The sequence below is a fragment of the Pseudarthrobacter sp. IC2-21 genome (assembly GCF_034048115.1).
In the GTDB taxonomy this organism is placed as follows: domain Bacteria; phylum Actinomycetota; class Actinomycetes; order Actinomycetales; family Micrococcaceae; genus Arthrobacter; species Arthrobacter naphthalenicus.
Map to the genome: position 1 here is coordinate 3,832,802 of NZ_CP139145.1, position 22,546 is coordinate 3,855,347.

General features: G+C 67.8%; 23 protein-coding genes and 1 riboswitch. Of the genes, 9 read left to right on the forward strand and 14 right to left on the reverse strand.

What is annotated here, in order from left to right:
- Positions 1 to 24 precede the first annotated feature (24 nt).
- Positions 25 to 1,575: an FAD-dependent oxidoreductase gene (locus tag SBP01_RS17770; RefSeq protein ID WP_320538382.1), complete on the reverse strand. Its 1,551-nt coding sequence runs from the start codon at positions 1,573 to 1,575 to the stop codon at positions 25 to 27.
- 262 nt (positions 1,576 to 1,837) lie between these two features.
- Here SBP01_RS17770 and SBP01_RS17775 point away from each other — a divergent pair, with 262 nt between their 5' ends.
- Both SBP01_RS17775 and SBP01_RS17780 read left to right on the forward strand, forming a co-directional pair.
- Complete coding sequence (locus SBP01_RS17775) at positions 1,838 to 2,539, forward strand: SMI1/KNR4 family protein (protein WP_320536747.1); 702 nt, start codon at positions 1,838 to 1,840, stop codon at positions 2,537 to 2,539.
- Positions 2,540 to 2,655: 116 nt separating this feature from the next.
- Entirely contained in the window at positions 2,656 to 3,531 is an 876-nt protein-coding gene (locus tag SBP01_RS17780) for a DUF4031 domain-containing protein (RefSeq protein ID WP_275214822.1), read from the forward strand.
- Between the two features lie 7 nt (positions 3,532 to 3,538).
- On the opposite strand, the gene SBP01_RS17785 is transcribed toward SBP01_RS17780, so the two are convergent.
- The 3 genes from SBP01_RS17785 to SBP01_RS17795 all read right to left on the reverse strand — a co-directional run bounded on the left by SBP01_RS17785 (position 3,539) and on the right by SBP01_RS17795 (position 5,565).
- Entirely contained in the window at positions 3,539 to 3,940 is a 402-nt protein-coding gene (locus SBP01_RS17785; RefSeq protein ID WP_275214820.1) for a YccF domain-containing protein, read from the reverse strand.
- A gap of 95 nt (positions 3,941 to 4,035) precedes the next feature.
- The gene (locus SBP01_RS17790) at positions 4,036 to 4,635 is read right to left on the reverse strand and encodes a phosphoribosylanthranilate isomerase (protein ID WP_320536748.1); all 600 of its coding nucleotides are present in this window, start codon (positions 4,633 to 4,635) and stop codon (positions 4,036 to 4,038) included.
- A 45-nt stretch (positions 4,636 to 4,680) separates the two neighbouring features.
- Positions 4,681 to 5,565: an aminoglycoside phosphotransferase family protein gene (locus SBP01_RS17795; protein WP_320536749.1), complete on the reverse strand. Its 885-nt coding sequence runs from the start codon at positions 5,563 to 5,565 to the stop codon at positions 4,681 to 4,683.
- Between the two features lie 67 nt (positions 5,566 to 5,632).
- On the opposite strand from SBP01_RS17795, the gene SBP01_RS17800 reads away from it, so the two are divergent.
- The 6 genes from SBP01_RS17800 (at position 5,633) to SBP01_RS17825 (ending at position 9,701) form a co-directional block, all read left to right on the forward strand.
- Complete coding sequence (locus SBP01_RS17800) at positions 5,633 to 6,298, forward strand: HutD family protein (protein ID WP_320536750.1); 666 nt, start codon at positions 5,633 to 5,635, stop codon at positions 6,296 to 6,298.
- A 117-nt stretch (positions 6,299 to 6,415) separates the two neighbouring features.
- A riboswitch (guanidine-III (ykkC-III) riboswitch) is annotated at positions 6,416 to 6,481 on the forward strand.
- 9 nt (positions 6,482 to 6,490) lie between these two features.
- A complete protein-coding gene (locus SBP01_RS17805) occupies positions 6,491 to 6,814 on the forward strand; it encodes a DMT family transporter (RefSeq protein WP_320536751.1) in 324 nt (107 codons plus the stop codon).
- Positions 6,814 to 7,209 (forward strand): DMT family transporter, encoded by a 396-nt coding sequence (locus SBP01_RS17810; protein WP_320536752.1) that lies wholly within the window; start codon positions 6,814 to 6,816, stop codon positions 7,207 to 7,209. The genes SBP01_RS17805 and SBP01_RS17810 overlap by 1 nt, the downstream gene beginning before the upstream one ends.
- Before the next feature lie 43 nt (positions 7,210 to 7,252).
- Entirely contained in the window at positions 7,253 to 7,879 is a 627-nt protein-coding gene (locus SBP01_RS17815; protein ID WP_320536754.1) for a nucleoside/nucleotide kinase family protein, read from the forward strand.
- A gap of 165 nt (positions 7,880 to 8,044) precedes the next feature.
- Complete coding sequence (locus SBP01_RS17820; RefSeq protein WP_275214811.1) at positions 8,045 to 9,040, forward strand: aldo/keto reductase; 996 nt, start codon at positions 8,045 to 8,047, stop codon at positions 9,038 to 9,040.
- 10 nt (positions 9,041 to 9,050) lie between these two features.
- Positions 9,051 to 9,701: an MBL fold metallo-hydrolase gene (locus tag SBP01_RS17825; RefSeq protein ID WP_275214810.1), complete on the forward strand. Its 651-nt coding sequence runs from the start codon at positions 9,051 to 9,053 to the stop codon at positions 9,699 to 9,701.
- Positions 9,702 to 9,850: 149 nt separating this feature from the next.
- Here the strand turns inward: SBP01_RS17825 and SBP01_RS17830 are convergent, their stop codons facing one another.
- Positions 9,851 to 11,794: a DEAD/DEAH box helicase gene (locus SBP01_RS17830; protein WP_320536756.1), complete on the reverse strand. Its 1,944-nt coding sequence runs from the start codon at positions 11,792 to 11,794 to the stop codon at positions 9,851 to 9,853.
- Positions 11,795 to 12,229: 435 nt separating this feature from the next.
- Here SBP01_RS17830 and SBP01_RS17835 point away from each other — a divergent pair, with 435 nt between their 5' ends.
- Positions 12,230 to 12,952: a methyltransferase domain-containing protein gene (locus tag SBP01_RS17835; protein WP_320536757.1), complete on the forward strand. Its 723-nt coding sequence runs from the start codon at positions 12,230 to 12,232 to the stop codon at positions 12,950 to 12,952.
- Here SBP01_RS17835 and SBP01_RS17840 read toward each other — a convergent pair whose 3' ends face one another.
- From SBP01_RS17840 to SBP01_RS17880, 9 genes are all read right to left on the reverse strand, one after another.
- Entirely contained in the window at positions 12,953 to 14,356 is a 1,404-nt protein-coding gene (locus SBP01_RS17840; protein ID WP_320536758.1) for an MFS transporter, read from the reverse strand.
- Between the two features lie 3 nt (positions 14,357 to 14,359).
- Entirely contained in the window at positions 14,360 to 15,265 is a 906-nt protein-coding gene (locus SBP01_RS17845; protein ID WP_320536760.1) for an alpha/beta hydrolase, read from the reverse strand.
- Positions 15,262 to 15,915: a TetR/AcrR family transcriptional regulator gene (locus tag SBP01_RS17850; RefSeq protein ID WP_275214804.1), complete on the reverse strand. Its 654-nt coding sequence runs from the start codon at positions 15,913 to 15,915 to the stop codon at positions 15,262 to 15,264. Before SBP01_RS17850 ends, SBP01_RS17845 begins: the two co-directional genes overlap by 4 nt.
- Positions 15,912 to 17,510, reverse strand: a complete 1,599-nt coding sequence (locus SBP01_RS17855) for a class I adenylate-forming enzyme family protein (protein WP_320536761.1) — start codon at positions 17,508 to 17,510, stop codon at positions 15,912 to 15,914. The genes SBP01_RS17850 and SBP01_RS17855 overlap by 4 nt, the downstream gene beginning before the upstream one ends.
- Positions 17,507 to 18,700: a branched-chain amino acid ABC transporter permease gene (locus SBP01_RS17860; protein ID WP_320536762.1), complete on the reverse strand. Its 1,194-nt coding sequence runs from the start codon at positions 18,698 to 18,700 to the stop codon at positions 17,507 to 17,509. The genes SBP01_RS17855 and SBP01_RS17860 overlap by 4 nt, the downstream gene beginning before the upstream one ends.
- Positions 18,697 to 19,572: a branched-chain amino acid ABC transporter permease gene (locus tag SBP01_RS17865; RefSeq protein ID WP_275214801.1), complete on the reverse strand. Its 876-nt coding sequence runs from the start codon at positions 19,570 to 19,572 to the stop codon at positions 18,697 to 18,699. Before SBP01_RS17865 ends, SBP01_RS17860 begins: the two co-directional genes overlap by 4 nt.
- The gene (locus SBP01_RS17870) at positions 19,569 to 20,330 is read right to left on the reverse strand and encodes an ABC transporter ATP-binding protein (protein ID WP_320536763.1); all 762 of its coding nucleotides are present in this window, start codon (positions 20,328 to 20,330) and stop codon (positions 19,569 to 19,571) included. The genes SBP01_RS17865 and SBP01_RS17870 overlap by 4 nt, the downstream gene beginning before the upstream one ends.
- The gene (locus SBP01_RS17875) at positions 20,327 to 21,097 is read right to left on the reverse strand and encodes an ABC transporter ATP-binding protein (RefSeq protein WP_275214799.1); all 771 of its coding nucleotides are present in this window, start codon (positions 21,095 to 21,097) and stop codon (positions 20,327 to 20,329) included. Before SBP01_RS17875 ends, SBP01_RS17870 begins: the two co-directional genes overlap by 4 nt.
- Positions 21,098 to 21,189: 92 nt before the next feature.
- Positions 21,190 to 22,386, reverse strand: a complete 1,197-nt coding sequence (locus SBP01_RS17880; RefSeq protein ID WP_275214798.1) for a substrate-binding domain-containing protein — start codon at positions 22,384 to 22,386, stop codon at positions 21,190 to 21,192.
- Between the last annotated feature and the right edge of the window lie 160 nt (positions 22,387 to 22,546).

Below are 22,546 nucleotides of genomic sequence, written 5' to 3' on the forward strand. Positions count from 1 at the left end.
AGTCCGCATTTGCGGTTTCTGGGCCTACGTCAGGCTTTCCGGTAAGTGCTCCGGTCCGGGCGGGAGGTTAGTGGTGGCGGGTCCGTGGATGACCGCGCCGTCCGCGGCGAAGCGGGAGCCGTGGCAGGGGCAGTCCCAGGTAGTGTCGGCAGGATTGAACTCCACGGTGCAGCCAAGGTGGGTACAGATGGCGGACAGGGAATGGATCCGGCCGCCGGTGTCCTTGTAGACCGCCGTGCTCTGGCCGCCGACGTCAATGACGGTTCCTTCCCCGGGAGCCAGCGTAATCTGTTCCGGTGCCCGGCCGAGCTTCCCGGGCGCGGGCGTGGCCTCGCCGGCCGGCTCCGCGGTCGCTTTCCCGTCGCCCCGCGCGCCGGCACTGGCCGTCCCGGTGGTTCGGTTGCTGTCGAACACCGCGGCCCAGGGGTTGTCCCGGCCGCTGATGAGGTCGGTGAGGATGAGGGCGGCGGCTGTTCCGTTCGTCAGGCCCCACTTGCGCAGTCCGGTGATGACATACAGATGCTTGGCCTCCGCGGACATCAGCCCAACATAGGGCAGACCGTCCGCCGGCAGGTTGTCCTGCGTGGACCAGCGGTGGGAGACCTCACGGACGCCGAGCCTGTCGCGTGCGAATGCCGCAAGCCTGCCGTACCGCCGGGCGGTGTCGCCGGATTCGGACGCGGGATGGCCTTCGCCGCCGACCAGGACGTACGTCTGGCCGCCGATGCTGACGGTCAGGATGGAACGCATCGGCTCATCCACGCTGATGAACGTGGCCTCAGCCGGCGGGCTGTCCACACGGCCGGCCACGATGTAGGAACGGTGCGGCTGACACCGGTCCTTGAAGCTGCCCATGTCAGCGAACGGCACATTCGTGGCCACGATGATGTCCCGGGCCCGGACCGTGCCGCCTTCGGATTCCACCACACCCGGGGCGCCGTCGTGGACCTGCAAAGCCCGGGTCTGTTCGAACACGAAGCTGCCCTCCCCGTCAACCGCGCGTGCCAGGCCCTGGAGGTACTCCACTGCATGGAACTGTGCCTGCCCGTCGAAGCGGACCGCGCCCTTGACGGGGAACGGCAGCGGCACATCCGTGGTGAACGTCGAGGGAAGGCCGAGGCCCGCAGCGAGATCCGCTTCGGCGCGGACTTCCGCCAGGGCGTCCTCGGATTCGGCGTAGGTGTAGTTGTCAACCTGGCGGAAGCCGCAGTCGATGCTCTCCTCCGCCACCAGCCGCCGGATGTGTTCGATTGCGCCCTGGTTGGCCTGGCCGTAGCTGCGCGCGGTGTCGGCTCCGTGGTTGCGGGCGAGCTCGGTGTAGGCGAGCCGGTGCAACGAGGTGACCTTGCCGGTGGTGTGGCCGGTGACGCCGGTTCCCACCCTGGCAGCTTCAATCACCGCGACACTGCGCCCGGCCCGTTTGAGGGCCAACGCGGCCGTCAGCCCGGCGACGCCGGCCCCGATGACTGCCACGTCCACCTCGATATCCCGGTCAAGTTTGGGATAGTCGGTTTCCCCGGCGGAGTCGAGCCACAGGGACACTGGTTCGCCCTGCAACCGGGCGTCCTCTGGCATCTCCACTGGAACCTCCCCTTTGAACAGGCGGCGTGTGTGCTGATCATCCGCCTTCCCCGGGCGAATATCAACGGTGGGGCTTCTTCCGGAACCGGCAGAGGGGCCGGAACTAGACTTTCTCCATGGTGATTTACCTGGATCCGCCGTAGTTCACTGGCCGAGGTGCGGCCCTGGCTCCCTCCCTGGGCCCGTGTTTCTTCCTGGAAAGAATTGCTGAAGCTTTTCCGCGTCCATGCTCAGGAATGGCGGGTAGATTCGCGGCATGGGGATTCAGAAAGTGTGGACTGAAATTGTTGAGTGGCTGAGCGTTAACGCACCAGAAACAGCCCGGACCATACGAGCCCCCGCGCCCGAAGCGCTTATTCGCTCATTTGAACAGGCAGCACCCACCGGATGGCACAAAGACCTGTCGACTCTGTACCTGCTCTTCGACGGCGCCGAGCCGTCAACCGCAGGGTACATCTTCCCGAACTATCGGCCGCTCCCACTGAAAGAAGCGGGGAAGACACAACAAATGTTGCTCGACATCTGGGCGCGGGTTGGAGAGGAAGCAAATGCCTTGGACGAACGCGAGAAGAGGTCGCCTCTTTACTTGAATCTGCGCGCCGTCCACGAAGCTTACAGCGGTACTCTTGCGCCCACGCCCCATCAACCGTACGACCCGGCACGTGCTGCAGCCGAAGAGGCCGGTACCAGGGTTTCTATGTTCATTTCATCCTTCCTCCCGGTCGCAGACGACGGTTCCGGCGACTTCCTGTTTATCGACCTCAGAAAGGGACGGCGGCACGGCTGCATAAGTGAATATTTCAAGGAGGAAGCCGATTGGCGCCCGGCGATTTGGCCATCTCTTGAAGCTCTTTTGGCTGACACTCTGTTGAGCCTGCGGACTGGCCAACCTGCGCTGTCCTTCACACCCACAGTTGCAGAGGGAGAGCTCCGGTGGGGAATATCTCCGGGACGTTGAGGTTCTCCCGGCCGCGTGTTGTCGGCACAAGGTCTGGAGTTCCGAATGATGGGACGAGGCACCCGAGCGGCGCTAGGATCTTTTCAGCAGGCGTCCGAACGGTTCCGGGGCTCAGAATGGAGAACTTGATATACATCGATCCGCCGCTGTGGCCGGCTCACGATACGCACTTTTCGCATCTGGTCTCGGACAGCTCACTGGCGGAACTGCACGCCTTCGCTGCCGCGGCCGGCATCCCGGACCGCGCGTTCGACGGCGACCACTACGATGTGCCGGAGCGCAGGTTTGATGACCTGGTGGCCGCGGGCGCCGTACCGGTGGAAGCCCGGATCCTGGTCCGCAAGCTCATCGCCAGCGGCCTGCGAATCCCTGCCCGGCAGCGGAGCAAGTCCCTGAAAGTGCCGCTCCTGAACCGCTGGGAAAGCATCATGCCCGGCCACGATGCCCTCTTCCTGGACCTTCTGGACCGGTGGGGCGAGGAGCACCGCAGGTACCACGGGCGCACCCACCTGCTGGCTGTCCTTGAGGCCTTGGACCTGCTCACCGACCCCGCCGATCCGCCGCGGACCGTGCTGCTGGCGGCGTGGTTCCATGACGCCGTGTACCGCGGGGTCGCGGGCCAGGACGAGGAGGAATCCGCCCGGCTGGCCGAGGTCCGGCTGTCCGGGACGGGGCTGCCGCCGGCCGAGGTGGCGGAGGTGGCGCGGCTGGTGCTGCTGACGTCGGACCACCGTCCGGAACCAGGGGACGACGACGGCGCCCTCCTCTGCGACGCGGACCTTTCAGTCCTCGGCGGCGAACCGGAGGCATACGCCCGGTACGTGGCCGCCGTCCGGGAAGACTACGCGCACGTGGGCGACGCCGACTTCGCGGCCGGACGCGCCGCCGTCGTCCGTCACCTGCTGGAACTGGACCCGCTCTTCCATAGCCAGCGGGCACGGGAGCTGTGGCTGGACGCCGCGCGCCGGAACCTCCGGGGCGAGCTCGCCTGAGTGCCGCTTAGCGGTAGGCCGTGATGAACGGCCTGTCGGTGGGCACGATCTGCTTGCCCAGCGGCATCAGGCTCACCGGGATGAGCTTCAGGTTGGCGATGGCCAGCGGGATGCCGATGATGGTGACCGCCATGGCGAAGGCCGTCACCACGTGGCCGATCGCGATCCAGATGCCGGCAACCACAAGCCAGATGACATTGCCCAGCAGTGAGAACACGCCTGTCCCGCCCGGCTTGTCCACCACCATCCGGCCGAAGGGCCACAGGGTGTACGCCGCGATCCGGAACGAGGCGATGCCCCAGGGGATGGTCACGATGAGCAGGCAGCAGATAACGCCCGCCGCGAAGTAGCCCAGGGCCAGCCAGAATCCGCCGAAAACGAGCCAGATGATGTTGAGCAGTGTCTTCATCTGTCCATTGTGCCCTGCAGGGTCTGACAAAGAGATCGGGGTATGCCCTGATTGTCCCCTGAGTTCTACCGGTAAGGGGCAACCGGAGCGTTCGGTCAGGCTTTGGCTGCCTTCACAAAAGCCCGGATCTTATCCAGGTCCTTGACCCCGCGCGACGCTTCCACTCCTGAGGAGACATCGACGCCCCAGGCGACTGCCGCTGTGGCGGCCTGGCTGACGTTCTCCGGATCAAGGCCGCCGGCCAGCAGCCAACGGCGCCCCGTCAAAGCCGGAATGGCCGCCACGGAGCCGTAGTCCCAGGCTTCCCCGGATCCCGGCACGGCGGCATCGATGAGGAGGAGTTCCTCACCCCAGTTGCCGAACGCTTCCGGCGCGGCACTCATGGTGACGGCGCGGATCAGCTTCATCCCGGCGTCGTGCACTGTTTTGACGTCCTCCGCCGTACGCTCCCCGTGCAGCTGCACCCACTCAAGTCCGGCGGCGCGGGCAATGGCCACGGCGTCCGCGGCGGGTTCATCCCGGAACACTCCGACGGCGGCGACGCCCTCAGGAACGCCGCCCAGCAGGGCAGCAGCCTGCGGCGGCGACACGACCCGGGGGCTCGCGGTGAGGACAAACCCGACGGCGTCCGCCCCGGCATTAACTGCTTCGTGGACAGCTTCAGGCGTACTGAGCCCACACACTTTAACGAACATTCCCGGCTCCTTCAGGCAGTCTTCGCGATGTCCCCCGGGAGGACACTAGCAGGGATTGCCCGCGGGACGGATTCCTCGGGTGGCGGCCACCACGCGCGCCACCATGGTCCGTCCGGACTGCTCAAAGGCGCCGTCCCCAACCTGGTTCGCCCAGACCACCGTGCCGACGGCCTGGTTCAGGTTCTCCAGACGCCACAGGTCGGCATCCTCAGGCCCCATGGTCTTTCCCAGACCGTCATAAAACGCGGCTTCGAGCCCGGGTCTGCCAACAAACTGCTGATGGCTGAGCCGGACGAGGTCGTGCACCCACGGACGCGCGTCGGCCCGGCCAAAATCGATGACTTTGATCTGCCCATGGTCGTACAGCCAGTTGCGCGGCTGATAATCGCCGTGCGTGGAGACCAGCTGCACCGCCCCCGGCCGCAACGCGCCAAGCTCCTGCGCGAGACTGGTGAGCTGCCCCTCCGGCACGAGCCCGCGTGCACAGTCCAGCCACGACCAGGTCTTGGCGGTCAGGGCCTTGGCATAGTGCCTGGACTCACCGGCCGGCCGGTGGATCCGTGCCAGCAGCGATCCAGCCTGCCGGTACGTTTCGGGGTCATCCTCGGCGGGAGTTCCTTCCACCAGCGTCCCCGGCAGGAACCCTGTCACCGGGATCCCGGCCTCGGCCGAAGCGTGCCGCAGGTCAGGGACCCGGCCGGTCAGGTGTGTGCCGCCGGCGGCTGCAGGCGTGGCGCCGTGGGCCGCAATTTCGCGGCGGATGTGGTGGCTGGTGGTGCTCGCCTTGACGATGAGTTCCTCGCCGGAGACCGTCCGGACGTGGAGGACGGTGGTGTCCTGCAGGGGCCAGCTGTAATCCCGCACCACGCTGAAGGAACCAAGCCAGGCCGCCAGGAGCCGGGCTTGTTCTTCCGTGATCCGCTTGCGCATCCACCCAGCATGCCACGCACCCGGGCAGCCTGCCGGGCGAACCTGCCCAACGAACTAGGCTGGACGAATGGAGATCATCCGCTTCGCAGAACTCAGGTCCGAACCGTGGCGCAACGGCGGCGGGGTATCCCGCGAACTGGCCAGCCATCCCAAGGCAGCTTCGGCGCAGGACGGCGCCTGGGACTGGCGCGTCAGCATCGCCGATGTCACCAAGGCCGGGGATTTCTCGGCATTCCCCGGCATGGAGCGGGTGCTGACCGTGGTGGACGGCGAACTGCTCCTGCTCACCCTTGACGGCGCCGAGCATCCCCTGGAAAAGTACCGGCCCTTCAGATTCTCCGGTGACGCGGCTGCGCACGGCGCCCTGCCAACCGGCGATATCCGGGACCTCAACGTCATCACCCGCACCGGTTCCTTCAAGGGCTTCACGTCCATCATCGAACTGTCCAAGAAGCGCGCGCATCCGGTCTTCGCGGGCCAGCTCGCCGTGCTGTTGCAGGGGCAGGCCACGGTCAGCCCGGGCGCTGCGGGGGCTTCCGGCGCTGCGGAAGATGCCGACGCTGCGGATGCTTCCGACGCTGCGGGGGCTTCCGACGGTTCCGGTACTGCGGAAGCGTCCGCACCCGAGGCACTCAACCGTTATGACGCCGTCGTCGGTTCCGATACCCGCTCCCCCGAGATCCTGGGCCGCGGCTTCCTGGCCGTGGTGTCGATCGACCGCGTGGCGGGCTAAAGGTGGGTCCCGCCACCCCAACTGGGTAGCACTATGTGTCGTTTTGAGGGCCCAAAACGACACATAGTGCTACCTACTTGCCCGGGCACCCGCCGTCGCGGTTTGCTACCCTGAAAAGCAAGGCCCTGCAAACGGGCCTCCGGACGACGGTTCAGTACCCGGCACGCGACAAGACTGGCCAAAGGATCTGTCATGTCGTGGTTAATCCTCATTCTTTCCGGGTCGCTGGAGGCCGTCTGGGCAGCGGCCCTGCACCGGACCTTCGAATCAACAGGCCGGCGCCGCATCGTCCCCGCCGTCCTCTTCCTGGCCTCGGTCCTCGCCAGCATGGCCGGCCTCGCCCTCGCCATGCAGTCCATCCCCACCGGTACCGCGTACGCCGTCTGGGTGGGTGTGGGCGTGGTGCTGACCTCCGCGTACGCCATGGTCACCAAGGCAGAACGTCCGACGACGGCGCGCCTCCTGCTGCTCACCGGCATCGCCGCGTGCGTGGTTGGCCTGAAGGTGGTGGCGTGATGAGCACGCGTTCCGTTGCGTGGCTGCTGCTGCTTGGCTCTGCCCTCCTTGAGGCTGTCTGGGCCACCGCGTTGGGGCTGTCCAACGGTTTCACGGTTCCCCTGCCCACCGTGGTTTTCGCGGTGGCGTCCACGCTGAGCATGATCGGGCTGGGCCTGGCCATCCGCAGCATTCCGCTCGGCACCGCGTACGCCGTCTGGGTGGGAATCGGGGCGGCGTTGACGGTTGGCTGGGCGATGGCCACCGGCGTCGAGCCCTTCAGCCTGCTGAAAGTGCTGTTCATCGCCGGGATTGTGGGCTGCGCCGCGGGGCTGAAATCGTTGCCCGCTGATGCGAAGGGCGGCGCTGACCTGGCGGCCGCCCCCAGGCCCCCTGCTGAGTCTTCCCGTTCTTGACGCCGGACGTCGCGAGGCCCGGCGCCCGGGCTAGGCTTTTGCCATGGATTCCCCCGAAATCTTTGCGGCGATCGGCGCCCTGAGGCACAGGCTCGATGGCGGCCACCGCACCCTGCTGGGCATCACCGGGGCGCCCGGCTCGGGCAAGTCCACGTTCGCCGCCCGCCTGCAGCAGGAGTTTGGCCCTGAGGTTGCCGTGGTGGTGCCGATGGACGGCTTCCATCTGGGCAACGCCATCATCGATGGGACACCGCTGCGGCAACGCAAGGGTGCCATGGACACGTTCGACGTCGGCGGCTACCTGTCCCTGTTGCGGCGCCTGGTGCGGCGGGACGAGGAAGTGGTTTACGCGCCGGAGTTCCGACGCACCCTGGATGAACCCGTGGCCGCGTCCATCGCCGTCCCCGCCTCAGCTTCCTTGGTGATCACCGAGGGGAACTACCTGCTCGCGGACACGCCTGAGTGGAAGGACGTCCGGGCACAGTTGGACGAGGTCTGGTTCATGGACACGCCACCCGCGGTCAGGCTGGCCCGGCTGGTGGGCCGGCATGTGGAGTTCGGCATGGAACGCGGCGCCGCGGAAGCCTGGGCTTCGGGTCCGGATGCGGCAAACGCACGGCTCATCGAAGCCACCCGCCCCGCGGCGGACCGGATCATCCCGTGGGCCTGATTTCCCGGCGTCGAACGGCGAGATCCCGGCGCTAAGACGGCGCCGGAGCGGCGAGATCCCGCCCCTCGATGAGCGGCACCCCGGAATACTGACGCCACACACGGGGTTCTTGGCTGACACACGCACCAGCACACTGCAGGATTCCTCAAGGAACGGAGCACGCGCATGACCGCACCATCAGTTCACCTTGGCGACGGCCTCAACGTCAGCCCCCTGGGCTTCGGCGGCATGGCCCTCACGCCCGTGTACGGCGATGTTGACCAGGACGAGGCCCTCAGGACCCTGCACCATGCCGTGGACGCCGGGGTCAGCTTCATTGACACCGCGGACATCTATGGCGGGGGCGGTAATGAGGAACTCATCGCGAAATTGCTCAAGGAAAGGCGTCAGGAGGTTCAGCTCGCCACCAAGTTCGGCCTCGTGGGCACCCCCACGGACGGCTACACGGACATCCGGGGCGACGCCGCCTACGTCCGGCAGGCCGTGGACGCCAGCCTCAAGCGCCTCGGCACGGACGTGATCGACCTCTACTACATGCACCGCCGTGACCTCCGCGTTCCGATAGTGGAAACCGTGGAGGCCATGGCGGGGCTTGTGCAGCAAGGCAAGGTCAAACACCTTGGCCTGTCTGAGGTGACCGCACAGGAGCTGGCTGAAGCCCACGCGGTCCATCCGATCGCCGCAGTCCAAAGCGAATGGTCCATCTGGAGCCGCGACGTGGAACGCAACGTTGTTCCTGCCGCCGCCGGACTGGGCGTGGGTTTTGTGCCGTATTCGCCCCTGGGCCGGGGATTCCTCACCGGCACCGTGGACGCTTCCAGCCTCGGAGCAAAGGACTTCCGACGCCGGATCCCCCGTTTCGCAGCGGATGCCGCGGACGCGAACCAGGCCGTGGTGGCGGCGGTCCAGGCCGTGGCCACGGAACTGTCCGCTACCCCGGCGCAGGTAGCGCTCGCATGGCTGCTGGCCCAGGGAAAGCGGTTGGGGCTGCCGGTGGTCCCCATCCCCGGCACGCGCAAAACGCACCGGATCGATGAAAACCTGGGTGCCCTCGCCCTCGACCTGACCCCGACGCAACTGAACGCGCTGGATCAGGCCGCGGACGCCGTCGTCGGTTCCCGCTCGGCGGATCCGGGCTGGGTGTCCGAGGGGCGTGAATAAACTGGTGCCCATGGACACGCTCATTCACGACTTACGGGACATCACCATCCGCCGGATATCGGTCAGCGAGATGGATAACAATGTTTACCTGCTGACCGCCAAGGAGTCCGGGGCGCAGCTGCTGATTGATGCCGCGGATGACCTTCCGGCCATCCAGGCGCTGCTGCGGGACGCTGCCGCGGACACCGCCGCAACGCCCACACTGAAACTGATTGTCACCACGCACCAGCACTGGGACCACGTCCGCGCGTTGCCTGCCCTGGTGGAAGCGACCGGTGTGCGGACAGCGGCCGGGACAGACGACGCCCCGGAGCTGCCGGTGAAGGTGGATGTCCTGCTGGACCACGGGAGCGTGGGCAACTTCGAAGGTTTCGACGTGACTGCCGTGCACCTGCGAGGGCACACCCCCGGCTCAGTGGCCCTGGTCTACCAGGATCCGGCCGGGCCCGCCCACATCTTCTCCGGGGATTCACTCTTCCCCGGCGGCGTGGGCAACACCCAGAAGGATCCGGAACGGTTTAACCAGCTGATCAGCGACGTCAGCGAGCGGCTGTTCGATGTTTACCCGGACGACACCGTGGTGCACCCCGGCCACGGCAATCCCACCACCCTCGGCGCGGAACGCCCGCACTTGGAAGAGTGGCGCGCCCGCGGCTGGTAAACAGCGTTAAACCACGCATCGAGTGCTGCGTAACTGCCGTTATGAACCTTCTAAACGGCGTTTACGCAGCACTCGATGGTGTTTGAGCCGGGGCCCACGACCGCCGGGTTCCCTGACCGAGCTTGCGAGGTTAGGGGGCGGTTGGGGAGCTAGCGGCTGCGGCGATCGTTTGAAGCCGGAGCCGACGCGCGGCGGGGGCCGCTGCGGGCCGGACGGCCTTCGCCGGAACGGCCGTTGCCGCCGCCTGCGTAGGAGCCACCGGACGTGCCACCGGTGTTGGAGGACCAGACAGCCTTGTTGCCGCCGGCTGCACCCGCGCCTGCGGAGCGCTGGCCTGACCCGCCGGTCCGGGCACCTGCGCCTGCGCCGGCAGTGCGGGCGCCGGCTGCGCGCTGGCCCGTTGCCGGACGGCCGTTGCGCTGTCCGCCGGACGACGCCGGGCGGCCGGAGGAAGCCGGACGTCCGGTTCCGCCGCGGGGAGCGTCGCTGCGGGTGATGCGGGAATCGGTGCGACCCTCAGTGCTGCGTCCGTCTGAACCGCGGCCAGCCGATGCACGGCCACCTGCCCCGGGGACGTCGTTGCGGTGCGTCGACGCAGTGGTGCCACGGGCGTTGCGGCGTGCAGCTGCGGCCGCAATGGCGCGGTCCTCATTCTGCTCGGCTACGCGATCAAACGCGGCGCGTGCCTCGGTCCGTCCTTCGTAGGCCACCGCGCGGCGCTCGGCACGGGGCAGATCGGTGCGGGGAGCCTCGGTGGAGACACGTCCGCGTCCGCCACGTCCACCGCGGCCGCCGGCCGTCGGAGCGGCCTGGCCACTGCGGCGGGCGCGCTTGCGCTCGGCGTTGGCACCGGTGGAGGCGCCGCCGCCCTGCTGCTTGGCCTTGGTGGCCAGCAGTGCCGCACGGGTGCGGGGATCGATCTTGTCGGCCATTTCGCCCACGAGTTCAGCAACCAGCGGGGAGTTGGCGGTGACACGCTCGAAGTTGACCTCGACGCCGGCAGCCTTCATGAGCTTCTTGACGTCGGACTGCTGCTCCGGGAGGGTCAGCGTAACCACGGTGCCGTCCGAACCTGCGCGGGCGGTACGGCCTGAGCGGTGCAGGTATGCCTTGTGCTCTGTGGGCGGATCGACGTGGATGACCAGCTCGACGTCGTCCACGTGGACGCCGCGGGCGGCGACGTCGGTGGCCACCAGGACGCGAACTTCACCGGAGGAGAACTCAGCCAGGTTGCGGTCACGGGCGTTCTGCGAAAGGTTGCCGTGCAGATCGACGGCGGGGATCCCGGCGTCGGTCAGGGTCTTGGCGAGCTTGCGGGCGTGGTGCTTGGTCCGCATGAAAAGTACGCGGCGGCCGGCACCGGAGGCGAGCTCGACAAGAACCTGCTTCTTGACGGTCTGATCGTTGACCACCAGCACGTGGTGCTCCATGGTGGTCACCGCTGCCTGCGGGTCATCCACCGAGTGGGTCAGCGGGTTGGACAGGTAGCGCTGGACGATCTTGTCCACGCCGTTGTCCAGGGTGGCGGAGAACAGCAGGCGCTGGCCCTGGCTGGGGGTCATGTCCATGAGCTTCTTGACCACGGGCAGAAAGCCGAGGTCGGCCATGTGGTCGGCCTCGTCCAGGACGGTGACCTCAACGGCTTCGAGGGTCAGGATGCGCTGGCGGATGAGGTCCTCCAGGCGGCCCGGGCAGGCAATGACGATGTCGACGCCGGCGCGCAGGGCCTTTTCCTGACGGGCCTGGGAGATGCCGCCGTAGATCACGGTGGTGTTCAGGCCCATGGCCTTGGCCATCGGCTCGATGGTGGCATTGATCTGGGTGGCCAGTTCGCGGGTCGGTGCAAGGACCAGGCCCATGGGGCGGCCGGGCTTCCGGAAGTGCTTTGCTTCCCGCTCAGCGAGTCTTGCTACAAGCGGGATGGCGAAAGCGATGGTCTTTCCGGAGCCGGTACGGCCGCGGCCCAGGACGTCGCGTCCGGCCAGGGTGTCCGGGAGGGTCTTGACCTGGATGGGGAATGGCTCAACGATTCCCTGGGCTGTGAGGGTCTCGGCAAGTTCTTTGGGCGTGCCGAGGGCAGCAAAAGTAGTCATAGATTCAAGGTCTTTCAGGCGGTATCCAGGTGGATATCGGCCCCCGATGCCGGTTGGCTCAAGGGTTTCGCCGAAGAAAATTCAGGTGATCAACCGGGCTGCTGCCCATATCGGGGCGGCTGACGGGACCAAATGGAACGCGTTCATCGACGCAGGATGTGCCTCTCACATGAAAAAACCCGCTTCCCAAACAATTGGGACTCCACACATCAGGGAATCCACAGATCCGGGAGCAAGCGGGCATCACTGCACATCAAGTTCCCTAAGCATAGCATCCCGTCGGCCGGAGCCCCGATTCCTGCCCGGCGCACCCGCCCATGTAGGTAGCGCTATGTGTCGTTTTGACCCCTCAAAACGACACATAGCGCTACTCAGTTGGGGGGATGCGCCGCCCGGACCGTTGCCTTCCACGCCGGGCCGGGGCAGGCTTGGGGCATGACTGCACAGGGCGAGGGCCATCACCACGGAACGCACGACGGCGACACCCGCCAAGGCGACCAGCGGCAGCAAAGCGCCGCTGAGGCCTGGGACGAAAGATACGGCAGCAAGCCGCAGATCTGGAGCGGCAAACCCAACGCCCAGCTGGTCCGCGAAGGCGACGGGCTGCGGCCGGGCAAGGCACTTGACCTGGGATGCGGCGAGGGCGCCGACGCCATCTGGCTCGCGCAGCGGGGCTGGACCGTCACCGCCGTCGACGTTTCCGCCGTGGCCCTGGAACGCGCGGCGAGGCACGAACAGGACGCCCTGGACCGCGAGAGCGTGCATGCCGGCCCCGGCGCCATTGCCAGCCGCATCCACTGGGAACAGTGCGACCTGGAAGCGTGGCACCCCACCGAGAAGTACGATCTCGTGTCCTCCCATTTCCTGCACGGTCCCCAGCTGGTGTGGCCGACGGCACTGCGGACCGCGGCTGCCGCGGTCAAGCCGGGCGGCACGCTGCTGATTGTGGGTCACCACCCCCACCGCCTGCCGCCGTGGGGAAACCACACCCACCCGGACATGTTCTACTCCCCGGAGCAGCTCGTGCAGGAGCTTGGCATCAAGTCCCCTGACTGGCAGGTGGAGGTCAGCACCACGCGGGACCGGCCGGCCACGGGCCCGGACGGCCAGGAGGTCGTGATCGCCGATACCGTGCTCCGCGCCACCCGCCTCGCCTGACTACTGAGGCGGCCGCGCCGCCTTCCCGGCGCTCCCCACCCGCGGCGCCACGGCCACCGCGGCGACGGCGAGCACGGCCGTCAGGGCGAACACTCCCGCGAACGATTCCGCCGTCGTCGTAAATGCCGCGAAGACGATTCCGGTGGTAGCCAGGGAGAGCGCGCCGCCCAGCGAATCCCCGATGGACATGGCCGAACTGTTGAAGCCCTCGTTCTCCTTCGTGGACAGCGCCAGTGTCATGACACTGAGCCGCGGATAGAGCAGCCCCATGCCGCCGCCGGCGAAGGTCCAGCCGGCAATCGCGACGACGGCAGGCCAGTGGAGTGCCGCCGTCGCCAGCGTGAGCATGATGGCGGCCAGCACCAGCAGTGAGCCGATGCGCACGGCGGCTCGGTGCTGCAGCCGGCCGCCGAGCCGGCCCTGGATGGCGGCGGCACCGGCCCACGCCACCGCACCTGCGGTCAGTGCCAGTCCGGCGAACGTCGGCGCAAATGCGTATTGGTCGATCAGCAGGTAGGGCAGGTAGACCTCGGCACCGAAAAACGAAGCGGCGGCCAGCCCGCGCGTCAGGATCACACTCGGCAGGCCGCGGCGTGCGAGCAGCGTTCCCCGGGGCACCAGCGGGCGCACGGCAATCAAGGCAATGACAACGGCGGCCGCGGCCAGGAGCGCCGGGGTTGCGGGGAAGCCCGCAACGGTCACGTCCGCGGAGAGGTTCAGGCCCAGGACGGCGAGCGCGGCGAGCGCAGCCCAGGCGATCCGGCCCACGGCCCAGGGCGGGAGGGTTGCCTGTTCGGGCTGGCCGTCCATGCCGCGGAGCACCGGGACGATCATGACCAGCGCAGGCACCACCAGCCCCACCACGCCGAGGAACACCCAGTGCCAGCTCAGGACCTGCGCCACGATGCCTGCCGCGAAGGGCCCCACCAGCGACGGAATGACCCACGCGGCGGAGAAGGCGGCGAAGATGCCCGGGTGCAGGGTTGCAGGGTAGACCCGGGCCACCACCACATAGAGCGCCACGGTCAGGGCCCCGCCGCCCAGCCCCTGCACCAGCCGGCCCGCCACCAGCACGGGCATGGACACGGCGGTGCCGGCGATGATCAGGCCCAGCATGAACAGGGCCACGGAGGCGTAAAGCGGCAGGGTGGGTCCCCGGCGGTCGGACCAGTTGCCGGCCGCCACCATCCCGATAACCCCGGTGGCCATGGGCCCGGCAAAGGCCAGCGCGTACAGGCTGGCGCCGTTCAGCTCGCGGCTGACCACGGGCATGATGGTGGTCACCGCCAGCGATTCGAACGCCGCCAGGAACACCAGGGAGCACGCGCCGATGGTCACCCACAGGTACGGCCGCTGCAGGATCCCGGCGGTGGTCCCCGTTGAGGGGAGGGTGGAGTCTCGCACGTTTCAGCGTACCGCCAGGGCCTCCTGCACACTCTCCGCCACGGCCCGGGCCCCCGCCTTGCCCATGACAATCGTGTAATGGTTGACGTCCGGCACCTCCCGGACGCGGAGGGTCGGCAGCTTCTCCGCCCAGTCCTCAAGATAGCCGGGCGAGTACAGGGCGGCGGGCTCGTTGAGGAGGCCGCGCGGCGCCCGGAGCACCTGGGCGTCGACGGCCAGCTCATCCAGCGCCTTAAGGAGCGATGCGCCCCGGTGGAGCTCGGCGGTGTCCTCCGCCATGGCCTCGTAGCGGGTGGCCGGCTTCAGGTCCGGCTCCTCCCCCGTCAGGTCGTAGTCCACATAGTCCTCCACCAGCGGGGTCCAGTCCGCGCTGAACGCCGGGTGCTGCCGCCAGAAGGACCGGTAGACCTCACGGCTGGGGAACGTGGAGTTCAGGCGTTCGGCGGCCGGCCCCAGTACTGCGGCCACCACGTCCTCGTCCGAGATTCCGGCGGGCACCTGCAGCGGCAGCCCGCCGTCCACCAGGACCAGCGAACGAACCCGCTCGGGGAACAGGTTCGCGAGGACCAGCGCGGCAAAGGCGCCCATGGAATGCCCGACAACCACCACCGGCCCCGTGGTGAGCGCGGCCAGGACGGCGGCCAGGTCCTGCGCATGTGTGGGCATCCCGTAAGGCCCGGGCAGCATGTTGCTGCGGCCGCGGCCCCGCAGGTCGGGAGCGATGATCCGGACCCCGGGCAGGGCCTCGGCCAGGTACGGCCATGCCTTATGCGAGGCCGTAACGCCGTGGACGGCCAGGATGGTGGGCGCCACGGGATCGTCCGGGCCCCACAGTGCGGTGTGCAGGGTGCCGCCGCGGACCTCGACGTCGGTGGTCCGGTAGCCGGTGCCGTTGGCTGCTTGCGTCATGGGGCTTTCCCTTCCTGGAGCGGGGTGGAATCTGGGGTGGGCGCGAGGGCCCGTTCGATGAACTGCATCATTTCCTCGAACACGTCCTCCGGAACGTCCGGACGGGCGCCCGGGACCGGATCGGTGCCTTCTTCATCCCAGAGCACCCAGCGCATGCCGATCAGTTCACCGATGCCCATCAGCGCCCAGGCGGCAACAGTGGGATCCATGTCCCGGACCTCGCCGGTGAGCTGGGCAGCCTTAAGTCCGGCAATGTAGCCGTCCACAATGCGCGTGTAGTGCAGCCGCAGGGCGCCGGGGGAAACGAACTCGGCCTGGCGGATGATCCGGTACAGCGCCGGGTGCTGCGCCGTGAACCGGAAGAACGCCCGGAAGCCGGCACGTTCGGCCTCAATCCGGGTACCGGCGTTGCGGGCGGCGTCGGTCATGGCATGCCGGACCCGCCGGTTGAGGTCCTCCACCACCTCGTCAAAAATGGCCTGCTTGCCGTCGAAGTACAGGTAAAAGGTTCCGAGCCCGACGCCGGCCTCTTCAGTGATCTTGACGATCGAGGCTTCGTGATAGCCCACGGAGGCAAACACCGCTTCGGCGGCTTCCAGCAGTTTGGCTTTGGTCCGGGTGCCCCTGGCGGTGCGTGGCTGGGCGCTCATGGCCGGCCGCCTTCCGCGTGCGCAGCCGGTGCGCGGCCGGCGAGTTCCTGCCGCAGCCTGGCGCGCAGCACCTTGTTCAGCGCCGTGCGGGGCAGGGTCCCGACCATCGAGATGGTGGCGGGGACCTTGACGGCGGACAGCTGGGCGGCACAGTGCTCGAGCAGTTCCTGCTCATCCGTGGCCATACCGGCGCGCACCACCACAAAGGCCGCTCCGGTTTCGCCCCAGCGCTCATCCTGGACACCCACGACGGCGGCCTGTGCCACGGCGGGGTGGGCCAGCAGGACCGCCTCAACCTCGGCCGGGGCAACGTTTTCGCCGCCGGAAATGTAGATGTCCTTGAGCCGGTCCACCACCCGGATGTACCCGTCGGCGTCGCGTTCCACCAGGTCACCGGTGTGCAGCCAGCCGCCGGCGAGCACGGCCGCCGTCGCGGCAGGGTCGCGGAAATATCCGGCGAACACGCCGGGTCCTGCCACCAGCAACTCGCCGGTGGCGGCGCCGTCGAGCACTTCGCCGGTGACCGGATCGGCAACCGCGACGGCCACGTGCGGGTACGCCTTGCCGGAGTAGCCCACCATTCGTTCGGCGTCCTCGTTGGCCAGGCACAGCACGTTGGGCGAGGCCTCCGTGAGCCCGTAACCCTGGCTAAGGGCCACGCCCCGGCGGTGCCAGATCCGCAGCAGCGGCGCCGGCATGGGCGCGCCGCCCACCACGGCATGGCGCAGGTTGCTGAGGTCGCTCTGTGCGAAGTCCGGGTGCTCGGCCAGCATCCGGTACTGGGTGGGGACGCCCATCAGCATGGTCACCCGGCGCTCGGCGATGAGTTGGAGCACCCGGCCCGGTTCGAAACCCCGTTCCAGGACCACTGTGGCACCGGCCCACCAGGCCAGCAGCGGCTGGATGTTCCAGCCGCCCACATGGAACTGGGGCAGGACGGCCAGGACAACGTCGGTGCTGGCCATGTCCAGGGTCCGGGAGAGCGAGAGGTTCGTCCAGAAGCAGTTCGCGTGGGTCAGCACGGCGGCCTTGCTGGCCCCCTCGGTGCCGGAAGTGAAGATCATCAGGAGGGCGTCGTCGTCGCGCACTGCCCTGGCGGGTTCCGCTGGAACCATCTCCGGGCGGAGCAGGCGCGTCGGTGCGGGCACGGACTTTTCGACGCCGCCGGGGCCGGGCGCCGCGGTCCGTGGCGGTTGGGGCAGCAGCGAGCACGCCGCGGCGGCCAGGGCGTCCAGGTCATCTTCCACCAGCAGCAGCTGCGGATCCGCCAGGCCAAGCTGGGCGGAGAGTTCGCGGGGCGAGAGCCGCCACGAGAGCGGCACCAGCACCAGCCCGGCCTTGGCGCAGGCGAAGAAGGCCACCACGTGGTCCGAGCTGTTGCCGGTCAGGGTGGCGATCCTGTCGCCAGTAACGTAACCGGCGGCCCGGAATGCTGCCGCGAGGTTGGCCGCCCGCCGTTCCAGTTCGGCGTAGGTCAGGGTGAGCCCGCGGTCGTCGATGGCGATCCGGTGCGGCGTGGCGAGGCTGCGGTCCGTGGTCCAGCGGCCCAGGGTGTGCAGCCCGTCCGCGTGGCCCGGCCCGCTGGTGCCGGTCATGCGGCCTCCTCCAGGATTTCCCGGGACTTCTGTACCCGGTCCCCGCCGCGACGGCTGCGGCGCTGTGCCAGCCGCTGGGCGGTTCCCGTCAGGCCGCCGGGGAGGAAAAGCACCACCAGAACGAACAGGGTACCGAGGATGAACAGCGGTTCTGACAACGGCACCCGCAGGATGTCCGGGAGCGCATCGATCGCGTCAGAGTTCGCCAGCGCCGTGAGCCGCTGGTCCAGGATGGTGTAAAAGACGCCGCCGATCACCGCGCCCCAGCGTGAGCCCACCCCGCCCAGGACCACCATGACCAGCAGGGTGATGGTGAGGTCGGCGGACACGGCCCGGGGCACGGCGCCGCTTTGCAGCAACAGGAAGACCATGCCGATGATGCAGACCAGAACGGCGGAGACCACAAAGATCAGCAGTTTGACCAGATAGGGCTGCAGGCCGAGTATGCGGACGCGGAGCTCGTTCTCCCGGACGGCCGCCGCAACATGGCCGGCGCGCGAGGACTGGACCCACGTGACAATGATGAACACGGCCACCAGGACAGCCAGCGCCAGCCAGTAGAGGTTGCGGGTGTTGACCACTCCCACCAGGAACGCCGGCAGGTTGTCCGTGCGCAGTGTGAGGCCTTCATCGCCACCGGTGACGCCTTCCGGATTCCTCCCGACCACCACCGATCCGGCCTGCGCGAAGGCCAGGGTGACCATGGCGAACGGGATGCCGCTGACCCGCAGGCTGATGCTGCCCACCACATGGGCCAGCACAATCACCACCAGCAGCGTCAGGCCCATGGCCGGCAGCAGCGGGATGTCCAGGTTCTGCAGGATGATGGCCAGCCCGTAGACGCCGGCGCCGAAGTACAGGGCATGGCCGAAGGAGAGCAGCCCGGCGACGCCCAGCAGCAGGTGGTACGTGAGGGCGGCAGCGGCCATCAGCATGCACATGGCCAGCAGCTGCAGCGACCCCGGCGTGTAGGTCGGCCCGGGCAGCACGCCGGGCAGGGACAGATTGAGCAGCGGCAGCAGGACCAGCAGGACAATTCCCGCAATTCCGACGGCGGCGCCCACCACCCTGCCGCGGGTGAGGCGCGGGCGCGGGCCACCGCCGTCGGCTGCGTTGCGGCGGGACGTAGCCGGCCCCGCGGGATTGCCGCTGGTGTCCTGGGTTTCGGTGGCGTCGGTTTCGGTGGTCATGAGGTTCTCCCGAGCAGGCCGGAGGGACGGAACAGCAGCACAAGCGCCAGGGCCAGCACCACAACGAAGTCGCCGGTGCCGCCGAGGTAGAAGTTGGCGAACTGCTGCAGCACCGCGACAGCCACGGCGGCGATGGCCGCGCCGGTCAGGGAGCCGAGTCCGCCGATGACGGTGACGATGAAGGCGAAGATCAGCAACGAGCCGCCCAGCAGCGGGGACACGTAGCCGAAGTAGTGGGACGCCAGGACCCCGCCCAGGCCCGCCGCGGCGCCGCCGATGGTGAACACGAGGGTGAAGGCTTTGCGGACGTCGATGCCGAGCGCGGTGACCATGGACCGGTTCTCCACGCCGGCCCGGATGATCATGCCGTAGCGGGTGTTCTTCAGGAAGAAGACCAGGGCCAGCAGCACCAGGACGGCGGCGATGATGCAGATGAACCGGTCGTTGGGGATGCGGGCACCCAGGATTTCGGTGGTTTCCTTGAACCAGGCAGGGCCCTGGATGAACACGGGGTCGGTGCCCCAGATGCCGTCAAAGAGGGCCACCGCGGCGAGCGAGAGGCCCACCGTGATCAGGACCTGCTCGATGTGCCGCTGGTAGAGCCGGCGGATGAGGACGAACTCGGTGAACGCGGCGAACACGGCTCCGGCCACCGCCCCCGCCAGCAGGGACAGCAGGAACGTCCACCAGTTGTCGGCGCCGGTGCGGCGGGCGATTTCCCAGCCGGTGAAGGCGCCTAGGGTGAGGAACGCGCCGTGGGCAAAGTTCAGCACGCCCATCAGTCCGTAGATCAGGGACAGGCCGGCGGCCACCAGGAAATAGAGGGCTCCAAGGCCGAGCCCGGTGAACAGCAGGAGGACCACGGTGCTCACAGGGCTGCTCCCTTCTCTGCCGGCGCGGCGGGGGGTGCCGGGGGTGCCGGGGGTGCCGTCTCGGTGGAGACGCCCAAGAGCCGGTGCGTCAGCGCGTCATCGTTGAGGAACTCCAGCGCATTTCCGGTGTGGACCACGCGGCCGCCGGAGAGGACCACGGCACCTTCGGCGAGCCGGCGGACCACCTGCAGGTTCTGTTCCACCAGCAGGATGGGGACGGTCCTGGCCGCCTCGGCGAGGGTTTCGGCCACTTCGGCAACGATCTTCGGGGCCAAACCCTTGGTGGGTTCATCCACAAGGAGGATTTTGTTGGTGTTCAGCAGGGCCCTGGCCAGCGACACCATCTGCTGCTGGCCGCCGGACAGCGTGCCGGCCATCTGGCCGGAGCGGGCCAGCAGGTCCGGGAAGAGGTCCTCCACGAGCTGCCGCCGCGGCGCGGCGTCGCGTTCGGCCAGCCGGAGGTTCTCGGCGACCGTCAGCTTGGAGAACACTTCGCGGTCCTCCGGGACGTAGCCCACGCCGCTGCGGATGATTTTGTAGGTTGGCTCCTTCTCCACCCGGACGCCGTCGAGTTCCACCAGGCCGCTGCGGTCGATCAGGCCGATGATGGCTTTGATGGTGCTGGTTTTTCCGACTCCGTTGCGGCCCAGGAGGGCCGTGATGCCGGTGGCCGGAACCGTGAAGGACACATCCTCCACCACCTGCTGGCCCGCGATGTGGGCGTTGAGTCCCTGGATCCGGAGGATGGGGGCGGTCATACGGGTTCTCCAAGGTAGGCACTTTGAACGGTGGGATCGGCCATCACGGCGTCGGGGCTGTCCAGGGCAAGGAGGCTGCCGTGGTGCATCACGGCCACCCGGTCCACCAGGCCCAGGACCACATCCATGTGGTGCTCCACCATCATCACGGTGCAGCCGCGGTCGCGGTGCATGCTGCGGATGATCGCGCTCAGCGACGGGACATCGCCCGAGGCGACGCCCGCCATCGGCTCGTCGAGAAGGACCACGGCAGGATTTGTCGCGAGGAGCACGGCGATTTCCACCTTGCGTTTCTCGCCGTGCGAAAGGTCCCCCGCCGCCGTCGTGAGCTGGCCGGTTAGCCCCACTTCGCTGATGGTGCCGCGGGCGATCCGGGTGGCTTCGTCCGACGCGGAGGGAAAGCGCAGGAGGTTGAAGCTGCCGCCCATCTTGGCCTGCGCGGCGAGGCGGACGTTCTCCAGGACGCTGAGCCGGGGAAACAGGTTGGAGGTCTGGAAGGTCCGCCCCAGCCCTGCCTTTGCCCTGCGGTGGATAGGCGCCGCCGTGATCTCCCTGCCGTTGAGGCTGATGCTGCCCTGGGTAGGCCGCAGCACCCCCGAGATCAGGTTGAACAGGGTGGTTTTGCCGGCGCCGTTGGGGCCGATCACGCCGATCATTTCGCCGGCGCCTACGGCGAAGCTCACATCCTGGAGGATGCGGGCACCGCCGATCTGCAGGCCGAGGCTGTCCACCGCGAGGGCAGGCAGGGCTAAGGCTGGGGCATCCATGGTTGGACCCTTCGTTGTGTCCGCCGGAGCGGCGGGCTTTCCTGAGCAGCGCGGGTTGTGAGCTGCACCGCGCCGGCGGCAGTCGGGCGGCGCTACTGCTTTTCCGGCGGTGTCACGTCGTCTGCGGGAACCACGGCGACGAGCTCGGGGGTCCAGACGCCGGCCTTCTGCACCAGCTTGGCCTGGTACATGTTCTGTTCAAGAACGTGGTCCGTGGCCCTGACGGTTTCCTTGCCCTTGGGGCCGTCGAAGGTGAAGCCTTCCAGCGCCTTGACCATCAGCTCAGTGGAATCCGCACCGCCCTCCTTGATGGCCTGGACAATCATCTGACCGGCGACGAAGCCGTCCGGGGTGAAGAGATCCGCCTTGTGGCCGGCCTTTTCGACGGCGGCGATCATCTTCTTTTCCACCTCCGTGCCGGAAGCGCCGGGGAAGTAATGGCTCAGGAAGCTGATCTTGGAGGTCGCCTCGCCGTACGCGCCGAACGTTGAAGCGTCGCCGAGTCCGGTTACCACCGGAGCCACATCGAAGGCGCCCTGCTGGCTGAGGGTCTGCCACATGGTGCCGGAGGTTGCCCCCGCCCAGGCCACAAAGATCATGTCCGGTTTGGCGTCGATGAGCTGGCGGGCGAAGGGGGTCAGTTCCTGCCCTTCAGGAACCAGGACAGCGTCAACCGTGGCGCCCTTGGCGCCGAGGACGGCTTTGACGGCCGCGACGTTGCCCTGGCCGAAGGCGTTGTCCTGCGCGAAGACCACCACCTTCTTGGCATTGGCATCGAGGAAGGAGCCTGCAGTTGCTACGTCCTGGAGGCTCTGGCGTCCCGAACGGAAGGTGTATTTGTTGATGCCCTGGATGGCGTCGGTGGCCGCGGGGCCGGAGATGTAGAGGACATTGTTCTGCGCGGCCTGTTCGGCCAGCTTCAGCGCGATGCCGGAGACCACCGTGCCGCCGATGATCTTGTAGCCCTTGCCGATCAAATCCTTGGCTGCCGTGACCGCTTTGTCCGGATCGCCGCCGTCGTCCGCGTAGGTCAGGTTGATCTGGGCGCCGTTGACTTCACCGGTGCCGCCGGTTGCGTAGTCGATTCCCGCCTGCAGGCCCTGGTAGTAGGTTTCACCGTAGGCGGCGAGGGGGCCGGTTTTGGAGTAGATGATCCCCACGTCCACCGGCTGGGCCTCGGCCTTGCCGGAGCCTGCAGGGGCGCTGGTGCCGGGTGTGGGGGCGCAGGAAGTGAGGGCCAGGCCCGTGGCCATAACGGCGGCGAGCAGGAACTTCTTTGTATCCTTCACGGGATGCCTTTCGTTGAATACCGCAAAATCTGAACGTGATGCGAGCGAAATCCGGAGTGAACCTGAAAGGTGATTCACGTTACGGCAAATCTAAGGCGCGGCTCATGGCCTGTCAAGGATTTCCGACCCGGCTTTGCTACGTTCCGGCAACGAAAGTGGT

Bases quoted from the DNA above. Each gene is read 5' to 3' on its own strand.
- SBP01_RS17770 (WP_320538382.1), bottom strand. From the start codon at position 1,575: ATGCCAGAGGACGCCCGGTTGCAGGGCGAACCAGTGTCCCTGTGGCTC.
- SBP01_RS17775 (WP_320536747.1), top strand. From the start codon at position 1,838: ATGGGGATTCAGAAAGTGTGGACTGAAATTGTTGAGTGGCTGAGCGTT.
- SBP01_RS17780 (WP_275214822.1), top strand. From the start codon at position 2,656: ATGGAGAACTTGATATACATCGATCCGCCGCTGTGGCCGGCTCACGAT.
- SBP01_RS17785 (WP_275214820.1), bottom strand. From the start codon at position 3,940: ATGAAGACACTGCTCAACATCATCTGGCTCGTTTTCGGCGGATTCTGG.
- SBP01_RS17790 (WP_320536748.1), bottom strand. From the start codon at position 4,635: ATGTTCGTTAAAGTGTGTGGGCTCAGTACGCCTGAAGCTGTCCACGAA.
- SBP01_RS17795 (WP_320536749.1), bottom strand. From the start codon at position 5,565: ATGCGCAAGCGGATCACGGAAGAACAAGCCCGGCTCCTGGCGGCCTGG.
- SBP01_RS17800 (WP_320536750.1), top strand. From the start codon at position 5,633: ATGGAGATCATCCGCTTCGCAGAACTCAGGTCCGAACCGTGGCGCAAC.
- SBP01_RS17805 (WP_320536751.1), top strand. From the start codon at position 6,491: ATGTCGTGGTTAATCCTCATTCTTTCCGGGTCGCTGGAGGCCGTCTGG.
- SBP01_RS17810 (WP_320536752.1), top strand. From the start codon at position 6,814: ATGAGCACGCGTTCCGTTGCGTGGCTGCTGCTGCTTGGCTCTGCCCTC.
- SBP01_RS17815 (WP_320536754.1), top strand. From the start codon at position 7,253: ATGGATTCCCCCGAAATCTTTGCGGCGATCGGCGCCCTGAGGCACAGG.
- SBP01_RS17820 (WP_275214811.1), top strand. From the start codon at position 8,045: ATGACCGCACCATCAGTTCACCTTGGCGACGGCCTCAACGTCAGCCCC.
- SBP01_RS17825 (WP_275214810.1), top strand. From the start codon at position 9,051: ATGGACACGCTCATTCACGACTTACGGGACATCACCATCCGCCGGATA.
- SBP01_RS17830 (WP_320536756.1), bottom strand. From the start codon at position 11,794: ATGACTACTTTTGCTGCCCTCGGCACGCCCAAAGAACTTGCCGAGACC.
- SBP01_RS17835 (WP_320536757.1), top strand. From the start codon at position 12,230: ATGACTGCACAGGGCGAGGGCCATCACCACGGAACGCACGACGGCGAC.
- SBP01_RS17845 (WP_320536760.1), bottom strand. From the start codon at position 15,265: ATGACGCAAGCAGCCAACGGCACCGGCTACCGGACCACCGACGTCGAG.
- SBP01_RS17850 (WP_275214804.1), bottom strand. From the start codon at position 15,915: ATGAGCGCCCAGCCACGCACCGCCAGGGGCACCCGGACCAAAGCCAAA.
- SBP01_RS17855 (WP_320536761.1), bottom strand. From the start codon at position 17,510: ATGACCGGCACCAGCGGGCCGGGCCACGCGGACGGGCTGCACACCCTG.
- SBP01_RS17860 (WP_320536762.1), bottom strand. From the start codon at position 18,700: ATGACCACCGAAACCGACGCCACCGAAACCCAGGACACCAGCGGCAAT.
- SBP01_RS17870 (WP_320536763.1), bottom strand. From the start codon at position 20,330: ATGACCGCCCCCATCCTCCGGATCCAGGGACTCAACGCCCACATCGCG.
- SBP01_RS17875 (WP_275214799.1), bottom strand. From the start codon at position 21,097: ATGGATGCCCCAGCCTTAGCCCTGCCTGCCCTCGCGGTGGACAGCCTC.